A 16,070-nucleotide genomic window follows, 5' to 3' on the forward strand; every position below is an offset into this window, starting at 1 on the left:
GGAAGAAGCGAGCTATAATAGGAATATTCCACTGAGACAAATGGCACTTGGCCATTCAACGATAAAGAGGTTTGGAACATGGCAACCAAACTCTATTCGACGCAGGACACGATCTTTTCCCCCCATTCCGCCCGCCCGGTTGTGCACACCAAACCAGATCAGTTAGCGATCGAAGAACCGCTTGAAATTCGACTGGAGTATTGGGTCAACGAGCAGCCTCATCGGAAAAGTGTTTCGATAACCATGCGGACTCCCGGACAGGATAGGGAACTGGCCGCGGGATTTCTGTTTACCGAAGGGATTATTGCCGGATGGGACGACATTAAAGAAATTCGCCCATGTGGACCAATCGTCGAAGGGCAGAATTTTCACAATATTGTGCGAGTGAAGCTGCACCCTCACGTGTCGGTGAAGACCGCCACGATGGACCGGAATTTTTATACCACTTCCAGTTGCGGGATCTGCGGCAAAACGTCCATCGAGGCCCTTAAAATCAACAACCAATTCGGCCAAACGATTAAACATCTTGCCTCCCCTTCCGTCACCCAAGACATGTTATTCTGTCTGCCGGAACGCATGGCCGCCGAGCAACAACTCTTTCAGAAAACCGGGGGCTGTCATGCCTCAGGCCTGTTTGATGAAAGGGGCGCTCTGCTCTGTGTGCGGGAAGATGTCGGACGGCACAATGCGTTGGATAAAGTCTTGGGATGGGCCCTGATCAATAACCACCTTCCTCTGGATCATCATGTGGTGCTCGTCAGCGGTCGGGCCAGCTTCGAACTCATGCAGAAAGCCTCTATGGGCGGTATCCCGTTTGTTGCCGCCGTGGGCGCACCCTCCACACTCGCGGTGCAAATGGCACAAGAATTCAACATCACCCTGGTGGGGTTTTTAGACCATCAACGCATGACGGTCTATCACGACTCCGGACGAATTCAAGCTCACCAGGCTCAACAACTAGAGGACACAGGTGGACGAACAACGCGACATACCGGAAGCCCCGTCAACACCGACGTGGGAAATCCCGATCGAAGATTCTCACGACCTTCATCTTGACGCGCCCTCCAGGAGCGCCGGTGGCATTCCCGCCATTCTCACTTCCCTCAAACACACCACGCACGAACCCGGCATTCTGCGAGGTGGCCAGGCCCTTCTCACGGTCAATCAAAAGCAAGGGTTTGATTGCCCAGGGTGTGGCTGGCCTGATCCCGATGGCACGCGCGCCATCACTGAGTTTTGTGAAAACGGCGTCAAAGCTGTCGCCCATGAAGCCACCACCAACATCATCACCAAAGAATTCTTTCAACGCTATTCCCTGGAGCAACTGGGCAGACAATCGGATTTCTGGCTAGGACAGCAGGGACGCCTTATCCGGCCGATGATCAAGCGGAGCGAGGATACGCATTATCATCCCATTTCATGGGTCAAAGCCTTTGAAACCATCGCCGGTCACCTGAATGACCTCAACGATCCCAACGAAGCCATCTTCTATACATCCGGGCGCACCAGCAACGAAGCCGCCTTCCTCTATCAACTCTTCGCGCGACTCTACGGCACCAACAATCTGCCCGATTCCTCCAACATGTGCCACGAGTCCAGCAGCGTGGCGTTAAAAGAAGTCATTGGCATCGGCAAAGCCACCGTTACGCTCGACGATTTCGATAAGGCCGACGCCATCTTCATTCTGGGACAAAATCCGGGCACCAACCATCCGCGTATGCTCGCCACTCTTCAGCAGGCCGCACGGCGAGGCTGTCAAATTGTCAGCATTAATCCACTTCCGGAAGCCGGGACCACCCGGTTCATTCATCCCCGGGAAGTCACCACCTGGTTGGGCAAGGGGACCCCGATCGCCACGTTGTTTCTCCCAATCAAAATCAACGGCGACGTGGCCCTGCTCAAAGGCATTATGAAGGAACTGCTCATGCGGGAAGCCAGGCAGCCGGGCTCCATCCTCGACCTGCCGTTCATTCAACAATACACCGAAGGGTTCGACCACTTCGCCACCGTCCTCCTGAATATGTCATGGGAGAAAATTGAGGAAGGCAGCGGCATTTCCCGCGAAGACATTCAAAAAGCCGCGGATATTGCTGAACAAGCCAAAAGTATCATCTGTACCTGGGCCATGGGCATGACCCAACATAAAAACGCCGTGGCCAACATGCAGGAAATCATCAATTTCCTCCTGCTGCGGGGCAACATCGGAAAACCAGGCGCAGGCCCCTGCCCCGTCCGTGGGCATAGCAATGTGCAGGGCGATCGCACCATGGGCATCACCGAAAACCCCTCTCCTGAATTTCTGGATCGCCTCGAAAAGGTCTGCCACTTTCAGCCACCCACCAAAAGAGGTCATGACGCGGTGCGAGGCATCAAGGCCATGCATGCAGGAAAGGCGAAGGTCTTCATCGCCCTCGGCGGCAATTTCCTCTCGGCCACGCCGGATACAGCCTATACCGCGCAGGCGCTTTCCCGCTGCCGCCTCACCGTCCACATCTCCACCAAACTCAACCGGGCCCACCTTGTCACCGGAACCGAGGCCTTGATCCTGCCCGCGCTTGGACGCACCGACAAGGATCTTCAAGATGATATCCCCCAATATGTCACCACGGAAAACACCATGGGCGTCGTCCAGACCTCGCAGGGACGACTCGAGCCGGTATCTGAATTGCTCAAAAGTGAAGTCGATATTATCGCCAGCCTGGCGAAGGCCACCTTCGAGAATAAAGATGGGCCAGGGAATCACATCAACTGGGACGTACTTATTCACGATTACGACGAGATTCGTCATCTCATCAGCCAGGTCGTCCCCGGGCACGAAAACTATACAACACGGGTCAACAAACCGGGCGGCTTCTATCTCGCCAATCCGATCCGCGATGCCCGGCAATTTCCTACTCCGTCGGGTAAAGCGCGGTTCACCGTCCACCCGATGCCGGACATACACCTAGGACCGGATCAATTGCTCATGATGACCATTCGCAGTCACGATCAATACAATACGACCATCTATGGATTGAATGACCGCTACCGGGGCATTCAAGCCGGACGGCGGGTGGTGTTCATGAATGAGCGTGATATGGAGGAGCGTCACTTAGCGAAAGGCGACCTGGTGGATATCGTCAGTCACCACAAAGGTCAGACCCGAACAGCACCACAATTTGTCGTGGTCCCCTACCCCATTCCCCGAACCTGCACGGCGACCTATTTCCCCGAAGCCAATGTCCTCATCCCCATCGACAGCGTGGCAGACAAAAGCAACACGCCGACCTCCAAATCCATCGTCGTCACCATCCATCCCACCAGGCTCACTCCTCCTCCCCACACGTAAACGGTTAAATAAACAGAAGCATTTCAAAAGACTTTCATCCTGACCCATTCGGCAAAGCTCAGGGCAGGGGTTTCCGAAGGACCTGGCTCAGCCCTAAACGGTTCGCATTGTGCAAAGGTTTTTATAAGCCGGAAGTAGATCCGTTACGTGCGGCCGAACGGAGATGTATAATTTTGGTGACCTCATCGATCACGAAATCGACCTCGTCTACAAAACCCAAGAAAAAACTTCTGACTCGTACTGAAGGTCATCCTCCTCCTTGGTCACTTCCATGCGGGGGTATTCACGGAAGACCTGTTTCAGCACCGGTTTGGTTTCACTCAAGGGAGTGTTGAATAAAACAAATTTCCAAAGGCATATTGACCCACAGGCACGTTGCATATTAGAGGCCTCGGGGCGGTTCAAAAAAGTTCGTCCAGCAAGGCCGTAGTCATTTTTGCGCGCAGAGCGTACTTCCAGTACGTGAGCACGGAAAAATGGCGAGAACGCCGCTGGCGGATTTTTTCAACAGCCCCTCAAAGATGTGTGATTCCGATAGGGTGCTATCGCAATGATTTCCCCCGCAGCCTCCGTGGAGATGCTGGTAGGACGGCTTGAGCATGGGAGGAGAACCCTATTTCCTACCAGCAATGCTTCCTATCTCACCCCCTGGGCAATGACTGTCGGAACAAGGAGTAACAGGACCAGTATTTCTAGCGGAAGTGTGTCTTCGCCCGGCATGGTTGGACGGCGCGCAAGGGACTGATAAAAAATGTCCTTTGAGCCATGCGGTTAATCGCACCCATGTGGGGCGCTTCCTATTTCTTTTTCCTCGCCTTGGAATTCGTGGGTGAGCCGTTGTTGGAAGACAATCCCGCCTTCTCCATGAGTTGATCTTTCCGTTTCATGACCTGCTCGTACAATCGGTCCCAATTGATATCCCGCTTTTCTGCTTTGGGCAGCATTTCTTCCTCTTCTTCTTTAATATGATGTTTGCACAATTCACCGAGTACGGTTACCTTGGCGTCATAACGTTCGGCGGCGGGTTTCATTTTTTTAAGTTCTCCGATCACACTATGCACGACATGGTGCTCTTCGATGGCCTCATCCATTAGATCTTCGTCATTAATTTTCGGGCGAATGGCCGGATAGATGATTTTCTCTTCCAACTCCGCGTGGATTTCCAGCTCCGTCAATATCGTGTCGAGGATCTCTTGTTTCTCTTGAGCATTATCCGTTTTTTCAAATTTTTTAAAAAGCCCTTTGACTTTTTTGTGGTCCTTTCGAAGCATGTCGGTGATTTGTGCTGCCTGAGCTTTCAGAGTCTTTGTGGCCATGGACGACTTCTCCTTTTATGAATATTGTGAATTCATTGCTCCCGCTATCTTCCGTATTGATCTATAGCAGGAGAACGTCATCCGCCCAATGTATAAAACGCGCGAGGTTGCCTATCTTTTGTTCAAAGGCCTTTAGGTCTACAATTCCCGAAAGCGAATGCTTTGCGGGAGGTGGGTCTCTTTCGTCTGCGTGAGGTGGTGCATTGGGAAGAATAGCGCCTCTCCCCACCCTTCAATTTCTCTTCGAAATAAAACATCCTTTATAAGGGATGGGATCCAAGATTAAGGAATGCATTCACAATCACCATACCGTTTGTCTATACTGTGCGGATGGCGCTTCCTTCCGATTTATCCTTTTCCGATTCCCTGAAGAGTGATCGGCGACAGGCTTTCTACGAACACCATAAGCGTATCGCTCTGGCCATGATTCTTATCGTGTTTTTGCTCCCCTTGATCGGGGTGTTCATGAGCGGATTGTCCGGAGCCATTTCAGGGGTCGTGATTTCCGTGTTGTCCTTTTATCTGACACCCTACGCCTTATTGAAACTGGGGCAATGGTTCGTCCACTCCTGATGCCCGGTCCAACTGAATAGAGGTGCGGATTCTCAACAGTAAAAAAACTCGGCAGGGTCGGGCACAGTCGATGTTCTGCACCCGGATTGTTGATCTGGTGGTTTGAGAGGAGATTTTCAGTTTCCCCTTCCTGACCTTTACGCAGGAGGGGGGGTAGGAGACTTCAATGAGCCTGCGCCTGGGCTTTGCGTGCTGAGATAGCGCGTCGTTTCCTGTTTAATAATCTTTGCTAATAACAACAATCCGATGAGATTCGGAATGGCCATCAGGCCGTTCATGACATCGGACACATTCCAAACCAATTCCAACCTTGACGTGGCACCGAGCAGGACCACCGCCACAAAGATCACGCGGTAATACACGATCGCCTTCGTCCCCATCAAAAACTCAATGGCTTTCTCACCATAATAATTCCAGCCGATCAAGGTGGAAAAGGCAAAGAGAGTAATCGAGAGGGTGACAATGATTTCTCCTGTGTGGCCGAGGGTTTCCCCGAAACTGGCGCTGGTGAGTTGAGCCGCATCGACACCGTGTGTCCATGGAGTCGCGGTCAGGATAATCAACGCCGTCATACTGCAGACGACCAGGGTATCAATGAAGGTCTGCGTCATACTGACCAGGGCCTGCCGGACGGGATCGTCGGTCCGTGCCGCGGCGGCGGCAATGGGCGCGGAACCCAAACCCGATTCATTCGAAAACACTCCTCTGGCTAACCCATAGCGCATGGCGGCGGCCATCGTGGCACCCGCAAACCCGCCTCCTGCCGCAATCGGATTCCACGCATGATAGACGATGCTCATCAAAGCCTGTGGAATCTCCGTCACATGCAGAGCCAGGACAACCAAAGCTGACGTGACATACCCCACAATCATGAATGGCACCAGCACCGAAGTAAACCGGCCGATGGATGTGATGCCGCCCAATATCACAAGCCCGGTCATCCCCATCAACACCACGCCGGTGATCCAGGGTTGGATCTGAAAGGTCGACTCAAGAATGCCGGCCACCGCATTAGCCTGCGTCATGTTGCCGATGCCAAACGCCGCACAGGCCGTGAACAAGGCAAAGAGCCAGCCTAACCAGGGCAATCCGGCACCCTTGGCTAAATAATACATGGGCCCGCCACGCATGCCGTATGCCCCCTGCTCACGGTATTTCACCGCCAGCACGGCTTCGCCATATTTGGTGGCCATGCCCACCAGCCCGGTCATCCACATCCAAAAGACAGCTCCGGGCCCACCGAGCGTAATCGCGGCTGCCACGCCGACAATATTCCCGATGCCCACGGTGGCTGATAAGGCCGTCATGAGCGCGGCGAAATGACTGATGTCCCCATTGCCACCCGGTTCTTTGTGAAAAATTAATTTCAGAGCATGCGGGAGGACACGAAACTGCAAGCCCTTCAGCAAAATGGTCAGATACAACCCGGTGCCGATCAACAGAAGCAACATGGGCGGGCCCCACACCCATCCGGCTACGGTCGCTACGAAGGATTCAAAGGAGTCCATGGGGCCTGATTCTCCAATGACGAAAACTTCTGTAGGGGTTCGAAGGAATTCTCATCAACAATGGAATGTCCACCTCTGACACGACAAAGGCGGCGGAATGGTTTGCAGGAAATGAATGGTGAAACGTCGTGCGTCGAACAGCTGGAAAAGGGAAAGAGGATAATTGCGAGGCACCGCTTATTCTACCAATGAGGTGCATTATGTAAACAGGCCTGGTGCGAATCGACGTGGTATGGCTCTTCATGGGTCTGTTGAAAAAAGCCGCCAGTGGCGTTCTCGCCATTTTCCCGTGCTCACGTACTAAGAGTACGCTCCGCGCGTAAAAACGGCTGAGGCCTTTCCTTCGAGGGGCCTCAGGACAGGACTGGACGGACCCTTCGGGAAGACTCAGTGCATGCTTTTTTGAACCGACCCGTAGCCTTTGAGGAGTAATCTCATCCTGCGCAAATTTGCCCTTGAACATCCTTATCATTCAACACTCCCCTTCATAGAAATGAGACGTGACCCATGCAGGGTAAAACCTTCAAGGGGACATTCACACGTTTTGACACCCCCCACCAGGCAAGGCCCTCGCCAGCTTGACATGCTGAGCCCATGACGAAGCATCTGCGCAAAAATTGACGATGGCACGGCTCAGCGAGATCCTTCGTTCCATTCAGGATGATAACGCTCATGGAATATCGGGATGGTAGGTATGATCAGAACGGGTAGATCAACAATTATCTTCTATCGAATTCGTTTAGGGTTGGCGCAAAAGTTGGAGACGAACGAGAATGGGAATAGTTTTGAGAAGATGTGCACCATCATCCCTTTGGCTCCTAGTGAACGGCAGCCATCACATACAAAGCTTTGATATTTTGGGGTCGGCAAAATGCAGACCATGGCAAAAACAATTCATCCCCAAATTTTGTGTATAACCTGGTGAATACTGTCATGCATCGAGTGTTTTTCTAAGGAATAAAAAGGAAATGAGCAGATTGCCTCTGTTTTAAGCATTGTATAAAGATTTTTTTATGCCCCTACAGGAAGTGGTGTAGGTTTTTTGGCGTAGGAGTAAAGGTAGAAATAGGACTTTTTTTCTTGACATGCGTCTCCATACCGATGCCCATTGATGTCCGTGAAAAAAAATACGCTGTCAATGATTTTCTTATCCACAGAATTTCTTTAAAGATGTTGATAAGACGGCCATGAGGTCTGAAATTTCCAGGCCTTCGGTGAGAATTCCTGTCAATCAGAACAAATCCAAAACGGAGTCGAAGTCTGCACCCGACTCCGGGACACCGCCAGGTCGGCATGAGAAAGAATGAAGTCTTTGAATCCTCTGATGAAACTCGGTAAGGTATGCCTCCTCTCACTGAAAGCAGGAGATAGCACATACAGCCATTTTTGAACGCGGAGCGATCACCATGAAGGTCAGTGCCCTTGCAGGAAATCCCACCCAGCCGTCCATGCTCGCCAACATTCCCCGACTGGTCACCGCCTATTACACGGGACGGCCTGACCCTTCCGTGCCGGAACAACAGGTCGCCTTCGGCACATCGGGCCACCGCGGCTCCTCCTTGAAGCTGTCCTTTAATGAAGCCCATATCCTGGCGACCACACAGGCCATCTGCCTCTATCGGCAGCAACAGCATATTGACGGGCCTCTCTTTCTAGGCATGGATACGCACGCGCTTTCGGAACCTGCCCTGGCAAGCACGCTCGAAGTGCTCGCCGCCAATGATGTGGTCGTGATGGTAGACCGGGACAACGGATACACCCCGACGCCGGTTATTTCCCATGCCATCCTGACCTACAACCGTGATCGAAAAACGGGATTGGCCGATGGCATTGTTATCACGCCCTCGCATAATCCGCCTGAAGACGGTGGCTTCAAATACAATCCCCCCCATGGCGGGCCGGCTGATGCCGACGTGACCACCTGGATCGAGAAACAGGCGAACCAGTTGCTGACCCATGACCTGCGCGGGGTCCAGCGCATGTCTTATGAGAAGGCACGGCGTGCCTCAACCACACACAAGCATGATTATGTCGGCTCGTATGTTGGTGACCTTGGCGCGGTGATCGACATGGCGGCGATCCGCGACGCGAGGTTGTCCATTGGAGTGGATCCGCTCGGCGGAGCAGGCGTGGACTATTGGGGACCCATCGCCGAACGCTACGGATTCCCGGTCACGGTCGTGCATGAAGGCGTGGATCCGACCTTTCGCTTCATGAATCTGGATTGGGATGGAAAGATTCGCATGGACTGTTCCTCACCCTACGCTATGGCCGGACTGATTGCCTTAAAAGACCGTTTCGATATTGCCTTTGCCAACGATACCGACCATGACCGGCATGGAATCGTCACGCGCACATCTGGGCTGATGAATCCCAACCACTATCTCGCGGTGGCGATTTCGTATCTCTTTACCCAGCGCTCCGGCTGGCGGAAGGATGCCGCAGTCGGAAAGACGGTGGTAAGTAGCAGCATGATTGATCGGGTAGCCGCCAAGATAGGTCGGCGTCTGGTTGAAGTGCCGGTCGGGTTCAAATGGTTTGTGGATGGGCTGCTTGACGGGTCCGTCGGATTTGGGGGAGAGGAGAGTGCCGGCGCATCCTTTTTGCGTCATGACGGAACCGTGTGGACGACCGATAAAGACGGCATCATACTCGATCTGTTAGCCGCAGAAATGTTGGCCAAGACGGGACGTGATCCAAGCCAACTCTACCTCGACCTCACCAAGGAACTGGGCGTCCCGGTCTACCAGCGTATCGATGCCCCGGCCACATCCGCGCAGAAGGCCATTCTGAAAAAACTGGCACCACAGCAGATTCAGGCATCCGAACTCGCAGGAGAAAAGATTACTGGCATTCTGACCTCGGCCCCGGGAACAGGCAGTGCCATTGGGGGGCTGAAAGTCATGACGGAGAACGGGTGGTTTGCCGCCCGCCCGTCCGGAACAGAGGATGTCTATAAAATTTATGCGGAGAGTTTTCGAGGCGACACGCACCTTAAGCAAATCCAGGAAGAGGCGCAGGCCCTGATTACCAAGGTCCTAGGAGCGGCAACCTAGTCCAGCGGAATCCCAAAGGATAACCACAGCTTGGCCCAGGTTCCAGGCAACAATCGTTGTCATCCTGAGGGAACCGAAGGATCTCGCTGAGCGGTGGCACCGCCAACCCGGGCACAGATCCTTCGCCGAAGCGCTCAGGATGACCTCCTGGCGAGGGTTTCACCGTTTGAACTATTCTCGCATTTTGATGGTCTCTCACTGTCATCCCACCCGACTCACTTCCACTACTGTCCAATGAGCTGCATATTTTACTGGCGACCCATGATGACCGCACCCCTATGACAAGCAACCCCTCAGAATAAGCGATCCAATGACCAACCCGACGAACCAAGAGTCCCGCATTCAGGGACTGGCATTCTTTTCATACGGATTTCGACCCTTTTTTCTGTGTGCCGCCGTCTTTGCCGGCGTGGCACTCCCGATCTGGGCCATGATTCTTTCCGGAGCCGACAACACCCATTTCCTGTATGTCCCGCGAGAATGGCATGTGCATGAAATGATTTTCGGTTTTCTTCCGGCCGTGATCGCGGGATTTCTATTCACCGCCATGCCCAACTGGACGGACCGTCCTCCGATCAAAGGATTACCGCTGATGATGCTGTGGGCATTGTGGCTGGCAGGCCGCCTGGTCATCGCCATACCCTGGCCTCCACCCTCTGTCTGCGCCATCGTTGACGGAGCCTTTCTCATTGTCCTGGCCATTATTGTCTGGCGGGAAATTGCCATCGGGAACGCGTGGGAGCGTTCTCCAATTGGTGTATTGATCAGTCTCTATGCCATCGCCAATCTGCTTTTTCACGTCCGCGCTCTAAGCGACGCGGCGACGGATCTCCCCGAGCGGATGGCGCTCTCGATCATCATCATGTTGTTAGCGCTGATCGGTGGGCGGGTCATTCCCGGTTTTACACTCGATTATCTGAGCGAGGGCGGCATGCCCCAACAACCTTCATCCTTTTCCCGTTTCGACGGTGCGTCGATCCTTCTTGCAGCCATCGCGGCTATCGCCTGGACGGCCCAGCCGGAAGCTCTGGTCACCGGCTGGCTTTTGATCCTAGCCGGATTGGTACATCTCATACGTCTGTTGCGCTGGTACGGCTGGATCACCTGGCGTGAACCCTTGGTGCTCATCCTGCACGTGGGTTATGCGTGGCTGGCGATGTCGCTGCTTATCCTGGGTGCGGCGATTCTAGGATTTGGATTGCGCCAGGAGGAGGCGGTGCACGTACTCACGACCGGAGCCGTGGGTTCGATGACTCTGGCCATCATGACCCGCGCCAGCCTGGGTCATACCGGGCGCCCACGGCATGCGGGTCCTATGACGGTTTTGATCTACAGTCTCGTGAACCTGGGTGCAATGCTACGGGTTTTTGGTCCGGGCACCGATCTCTCGACATCTCTGGTGCTTGGCCTATCGGCGATGATCTGGAGCGGCGGGTATCTGCTATTCGCTGTTATTTATGGACCATTTCTTTTTCGCCCTAGTCTCGACGAGGAGTAAGGGCATACGTCGTAAAAACCTTCCTTTTGTGACAACGTGATGTTCCATGTTGCCGGGTTTCGCCCTGGCAGGCGAGGTCCTTTTGTTTCGGCAAAAGGACCCAAAACCATTGACACCCCGTCTGGCTTTATTAAAGTGTAGGGACGCAGGAGGGCGGACCAACTCGCCGGGCCTGTCCTGAGCTTTGTCGAAGGGCTCAAACAAGGCTCGCCAGCAGATGAGAGCGTCCCTCCGTTGGGCCAGCCGGCAGGCGTCGTAAGGTAGAAGAATGGTCACCAAAATTCGCTCTCATGGAAAAGGTTTGACCCTAAATACTCGCATAAATTTAGGTGTCTTTGCGGAGTTATCCAGCTTGACTAATTTCGTCAATTGACCAAGAATCACTGTTGGTTAATCCAATCCAGTGAAAGAACTTTGATGGCTAGGAAGAGGGAGTTATGCCGATCCGCATACGATGCCACAATAAATTGACCTTTAGACGCGACTCATTGAAGCGGCGACAATTGGCATTTTGCACGGAACATTCAAAGGTGTGTTATACGGACAAAAATTGGCAGATCCGGCGCTTTTGCGGATCCGCCTAAATATCGTTGGCCGGTTCTGAGATCAGGCATGCGCGATTTACTCACATTTACGCTCCTGATGGCGGTTGGGCCGTTGGCTTCCACTGCCGACGATGAAGGCGGTAGGCTTATGTCCCGCTTGCTGGATCTGTTGAAAAAAGAAGCTGCAACACCCTCAGAATTGGTACCAAGTATGACAGTGAGAGGCTCAGAGGTTGAGATCGCAGGACATCGCCTTCGTATTACACCTGTCTCAGAGCGAGTGCTTAGAACCGAGGGACAGTTCATATCTGCCGCTCGCTTTGAGATCGCCCTGGATAGTAGGAAGCAGAACGAGTTGATCGCCGGATCCATTGGCATAAGCAGCGATTCAGCCGACAACGCCACGAGCAATGCTGTTGTGGAATGGTATGTCGCGTTCGGATCGCCGATTCTCCGCAGTATTGCGGACCGCTCCCCCGATCTCACAGTAGGAAATTTTCGGGTGTACACCGGCGCTCTTCTTGTACGGGGACAGGCACCGGACGAACTTATTTCCGGACAGGTCATAACACCCGACAAGGTCCTCAAAGCAATCTCGGACACCCTTCCTCGCGTTAATGCAAAAGTCCATTCTGTTCAGATCATGGTAGTCGTCGCTCCAGATGGACCCATAACGGGTGAGTGCAGAGTTGATTCGCAGCTTTCGGCTATAGCCTTTGCTTCACTCCAACAGCTGAGCTGGCCGAAAGGTCTTACGCCCTACATGTACAAGCAATCATATGTCCTTAGGTGACACATCCACAGCTAACAAGTGGCTCGAGAGGAGCGCCCAACACCAGGCTCTTGCTGGCGCTTGGCTATCCTCCTCAATGCACTCGTCCGCCCCGCCTCAATCCCAGCCTTAGATTGCAAAGGAACGCTTGTGACTAGTGTTCGCAGTGCGATTAAGAGTTCTTTTGCGATTATAACCCGCTGAACCTGGGTGCGATGTTGTGGGTCTTTGGGGATTCTGGCCCTACAAATTGGCAATGTGTATCGGGAATCCATCTTGGAATTGGCCGAAGAAACGCACGGGCAGACTTGCACATCGCACTTGTGCACCAAACTTTGGTAGCAACATGATTTTCCGTGTTGCCGGGTTTCGCCCCGGCAGGCGAACTACTTTGGTTTCGACCAAAGTAGTCAAAACCATGGACGCCCCGTCTGGCCTCATTTAGAGCGGATGGACGCCAATTCCTAGGAGGGCGGACCAACTCGCCGGGCCTGTCCTGAGCTTTGTCAAAGGGCTCAAACAAGGCCCGCCAGCGGATGAGAGCGTCCCTACGTTGGGCCAGCCAGCAGGCGTCGAATCATGAGAGACGAATGCGTACCAGGGTTGGCTCCCATGGACAAAGCCTGGGCATCACCACTCTCCTCAAATTCAGGGACCTTTTGAAAGGTTGCCAAACTTGACTAATTTCGTCAATTGGCCAAAAATTATTCCGCCTAAATGGAAAGAAATGGGGGCAATAAAAGTTATTAATATCAAAACCTAAACAATATTGTTCGTTAGAGAGGAACGGACCATGAATCCAAACCAAGCACTTTGGGAAAAAGGGGACTTTACGCGCATTGCCGACACCATGCGAGAAAGTGGTGAGGCACTCGTCCAGCGATTCGGCATCACACAAGGGCTCAAGGTTCTGGACCTTGGATGCGGGGATGGCACGACGGCCTTGCCAGCGGCAAAACTCGGAGCGGAAGTGTTGGGCGTCGATATCGCGAGGAACCTGGTTGAGGCCGGAAACAAGCGGGCCAGGGAATATGGCCTCACCAATTGCACGTTTCAGGAAGGCGATGCGTCCAATCTACACCAGTTGCCGGATCAGACGTTTGACCTCGTCGTGAGTATCTTTGGTGCAATGTTTGCGCCGAATCCGTTTGAGGTGGCCAAGGAGAAAGTACGCGTGACCCGGCCGGGTGGTCGGATCGTGATGGGTAACTGGATTCCTAATGATCCGACCTTGGTCGCCCAGATTTTGAAAATCAGCTCCAGCTACACGCCGCCGCCACCGGAAGGCTTCGTTAGCCCGATGACCTGGGGAGTCGAGTCCCACGTGATCGAGCGATTTACCGGTGCCGGAATTCCAGCAGAGCAGATATCTTTTGCACGCGACACGTTCACGTTCAACTATCCCATGGCACCCTCAGCATTCGTCGATGAATTCAGAAAATACTACGGGCCAACTATGAATGCATTTGAAGCCGCAGAAAAAAATGGCCGAGCCGCTGACCTGCAAAAGGAACTGGAGGATTTATTCAATAGTCAAAACAAAAGCGGTCGCAAGGATTCCACATCGATTCCGGCAACTTTCTTGCGCGTGACAGTTGAACTCTGAAAAGTTTCGGCAGAGGAACGAAAGGGATGGTGATCCGGGCCTGAACCTAGGCAGTTTGATGATGTATATCGGGAATTCAATTTTGGGGCATGCCTGGGAAAAAGCGCTAGCAGGTTTGCACATCTTACTTATATAGCTAATTTTCGTGGCATTGTGATGTTTTGTGTTGCCGGGTTTCGCCCCGGCAGGCGAGGTCCTTTTGTTTCGGCAAAAGGACCCAAAACCATTGACGCCCCGTCTGGCTTTATTAAAGTGTAGGGACGCAGGAGGGCGGACCAACTCGCCGGGCTCAAACAAGGCCCGCCAGCAGATGAGAGCGTCCCTCCGTTGGGCCAGCCGGCAGGCGTCGGACAATGGAAGACCGATGTTCACGCATCCCACGCTCCTTTTGGAAATGAGCAATAGTCATCAACAAACACTCGACACCCCCCGCTCCCTTTTGTAGGCCCACAACTTGACTTCATTCGTCAATTGACGAAAAATTCGTCTGCATTATTCTGGCCCGGTTCATGGGCTTTGAGTGCTGAAAGACGGTTGTTATGGCGATCAGAATAAATTGTCACAATACGAAACCCCTTAGGCGAACGACTATAAAACGGCGCCAAAAATGGTATTATGCTTAGCAAATTCGATGGAGAGTTATAAGCACAGAAATTGGTAGATCCGACTCATTTGCGAACCTGCCTAAACATTGTTAGAGCAAGGAGAGAGAACATGGGATGGAACATCAAGTGCACAGATTCAAGTTGCGGTCAGCAGTCGTGGGCTAACAACATCGTTGACCTCATCGCAAATCACAGAGACGGCGCTGGCTGGTTTCTCTGCTCATGCGGAAAGCACGGCTTCATAAAAAGATCTTTAGGCTGCAAGAGATTGGCGAATTTTGGGAGCCGTACTTGCGCGGCGTTATACCGCTCGGCAAGACCAGTGACATTTATCAACCTTTCGTCTTTCTCGTTAGCTACGAGCCGAGCAGCGAAGCCACAGACATCTGGTTTTCTTACTACAAAGACCTCCGTAGCTCCGGTGGACGCTTGAAGCTCGGTTATGGCCCAGGTGGGCCACCTGTTCTGGGCAAAGTCAGTTTCCTGAATCTGCTGTCTCAGCTAGTAGCAACGCAATGCCTCACGAAGCAGGAGGTTGTAAGCGCCGTCAGTTAATCCGCGCTCTAACATGCTTGGGGGAAGGTCTTTCAATATGAAAGCAAATGGTCAGACCTTAGGATCTTGAGCGGAGCCGGGAACGGATTGCATGATTGCAAAACCCGACATCCACGACAAATCGAGGTTCATTTCTGACGGCAGCTAACATTCCCACTCCACCGGAACGCTTCTTTCCTCGCGCACTCTAAGCTAGCTTTTTAGATACCATGAAAATCGCTTCGACCAATGCCACAGTTGCAGCCCAATCAGATGCTCAAGGCTTCTGGCGCTTCGCGGCAAACTACCTTCTTGCTGCGCGCACAGTCGAAGTGAAGATACACGGGGAAGGTCAGCTATTCTATCCAACGCTCCAGCTCTATGGCATAACAATCGAGCTAATTCTCAAGGCATTTCTGCTCAAGCGCGGTTTAAAGCTAGACCAAATGCGTACCCTTTCGCATAACTTAGAAAAGACTCTCATATTGGCTCGGCGGCGGAAGCTCGGGCGAGAGGTAAAGCTTGATCCCAGGGAAATCGCCGCAATCCACGTCCTGAGCATAATTTACTCAGGGAACCAACTTCGATATATAGTCACCGGCAGCACGAAAGTACCGCAACTTGTATACATAGGGCGGGCGGCAAAGGAACTCGTCGTGGGGCTCGAGTATTTCTGCACAGGAACAAGTGGAAGACTTACCCATGCTGTCTAACAACAGCATGCAGGTT

The 16,070-nt window shown here is 52.9% G+C and carries 10 protein-coding genes and 1 pseudogene; 8 read left to right on the top strand and 3 right to left on the bottom strand.

What is annotated here, in order from left to right:
* Positions 1 to 78 precede the first annotated feature (78 nt).
* On the top strand, positions 79 to 1,056 hold the full coding sequence (gene fdhD, locus PQG83_RS07990; protein ID WP_312748373.1) for a formate dehydrogenase accessory sulfurtransferase FdhD: 978 nt from the start codon (positions 79 to 81) through the stop codon (positions 1,054 to 1,056).
* The gene (locus PQG83_RS07995) at positions 971 to 3,328 is read left to right on the top strand and encodes an FdhF/YdeP family oxidoreductase (protein ID WP_312748374.1); all 2,358 of its coding nucleotides are present in this window, start codon (positions 971 to 973) and stop codon (positions 3,326 to 3,328) included. The genes fdhD and PQG83_RS07995 overlap by 86 nt, the downstream gene beginning before the upstream one ends.
* 121 nt (positions 3,329 to 3,449) lie before the next feature.
* Here the strand turns inward: PQG83_RS07995 and PQG83_RS20915 are convergent.
* A pseudogene (locus tag PQG83_RS20915) lies at positions 3,450 to 3,557 on the bottom strand (DUF1499 domain-containing protein); the annotation flags it as partial.
* Between the two features lie 568 nt (positions 3,558 to 4,125).
* Positions 4,126 to 4,644 (bottom strand): hemerythrin domain-containing protein, encoded by a 519-nt coding sequence (locus tag PQG83_RS08000; RefSeq protein WP_312748375.1) that lies wholly within the window; start codon positions 4,642 to 4,644, stop codon positions 4,126 to 4,128.
* 330 nt (positions 4,645 to 4,974) lie between these two features.
* On the opposite strand from PQG83_RS08000, the gene PQG83_RS08005 reads away from it, so the two are divergent.
* Positions 4,975 to 5,217, top strand: coding sequence for a hypothetical protein (locus PQG83_RS08005; protein ID WP_312642363.1), 243 nt, complete (start codon positions 4,975 to 4,977; stop codon positions 5,215 to 5,217).
* Between the two features lie 137 nt (positions 5,218 to 5,354).
* On the opposite strand, the gene PQG83_RS08010 is transcribed toward PQG83_RS08005, so the two are convergent.
* Entirely contained in the window at positions 5,355 to 6,725 is a 1,371-nt protein-coding gene (locus PQG83_RS08010; RefSeq protein ID WP_312748376.1) for an alanine/glycine:cation symporter family protein, read from the bottom strand.
* Positions 6,726 to 8,131: 1,406 nt separating this feature from the next.
* On the opposite strand from PQG83_RS08010, the gene pgm reads away from it, so the two are divergent.
* From pgm to PQG83_RS08035, 5 genes are all read left to right on the top strand, one after another.
* A complete protein-coding gene (gene pgm / locus PQG83_RS08015) occupies positions 8,132 to 9,781 on the top strand; it encodes a phosphoglucomutase (alpha-D-glucose-1,6-bisphosphate-dependent) (protein WP_312748377.1) in 1,650 nt (549 codons plus the stop codon).
* Positions 9,782 to 10,091: 310 nt separating this feature from the next.
* Complete coding sequence (locus PQG83_RS08020; RefSeq protein ID WP_312748378.1) at positions 10,092 to 11,279, top strand: NnrS family protein; 1,188 nt, start codon at positions 10,092 to 10,094, stop codon at positions 11,277 to 11,279.
* Positions 11,280 to 11,891: 612 nt separating this feature from the next.
* Complete coding sequence (locus PQG83_RS08025; RefSeq protein WP_312748379.1) at positions 11,892 to 12,617, top strand: DUF6348 family protein; 726 nt, start codon at positions 11,892 to 11,894, stop codon at positions 12,615 to 12,617.
* A 772-nt stretch (positions 12,618 to 13,389) separates the two neighbouring features.
* Positions 13,390 to 14,202: a class I SAM-dependent methyltransferase gene (locus PQG83_RS08030; protein WP_312748380.1), complete on the top strand. Its 813-nt coding sequence runs from the start codon at positions 13,390 to 13,392 to the stop codon at positions 14,200 to 14,202.
* A gap of 1,369 nt (positions 14,203 to 15,571) precedes the next feature.
* Positions 15,572 to 16,054: a hypothetical protein gene (locus PQG83_RS08035; protein WP_312748381.1), complete on the top strand. Its 483-nt coding sequence runs from the start codon at positions 15,572 to 15,574 to the stop codon at positions 16,052 to 16,054.
* Positions 16,055 to 16,070 lie beyond the last annotated feature (16 nt).

The sequence above is a fragment of the Candidatus Nitrospira neomarina genome (assembly GCF_032051675.1).
GTDB classification, from domain to species: Bacteria; Nitrospirota; Nitrospiria; order Nitrospirales; family UBA8639; genus Nitrospira_E; species Nitrospira_E neomarina.

What these genes read in the sequence shown, in the direction of transcription:
- PQG83_RS08000 (WP_312748375.1), bottom strand. Translation starts at nt 4,644, where the DNA reads ATGGCCACAAAGACTCTGAAAGCTCAGGCAGCACAAATCACCGACATG.
- PQG83_RS08020 (WP_312748378.1), top strand. Translation starts at nt 10,092, where the DNA reads ATGACCAACCCGACGAACCAAGAGTCCCGCATTCAGGGACTGGCATTC.
- PQG83_RS08025 (WP_312748379.1), top strand. Translation starts at nt 11,892, where the DNA reads ATGCGCGATTTACTCACATTTACGCTCCTGATGGCGGTTGGGCCGTTG.
- PQG83_RS08010 (WP_312748376.1), bottom strand. Translation starts at nt 6,725, where the DNA reads ATGGACTCCTTTGAATCCTTCGTAGCGACCGTAGCCGGATGGGTGTGG.
- pgm (WP_312748377.1), top strand. Translation starts at nt 8,132, where the DNA reads ATGAAGGTCAGTGCCCTTGCAGGAAATCCCACCCAGCCGTCCATGCTC.
- PQG83_RS08005 (WP_312642363.1), top strand. Translation starts at nt 4,975, where the DNA reads ATGGCGCTTCCTTCCGATTTATCCTTTTCCGATTCCCTGAAGAGTGAT.
- PQG83_RS08030 (WP_312748380.1), top strand. Translation starts at nt 13,390, where the DNA reads ATGAATCCAAACCAAGCACTTTGGGAAAAAGGGGACTTTACGCGCATT.
- fdhD (WP_312748373.1), top strand. Translation starts at nt 79, where the DNA reads ATGGCAACCAAACTCTATTCGACGCAGGACACGATCTTTTCCCCCCAT.
- PQG83_RS08035 (WP_312748381.1), top strand. Translation starts at nt 15,572, where the DNA reads ATGAAAATCGCTTCGACCAATGCCACAGTTGCAGCCCAATCAGATGCT.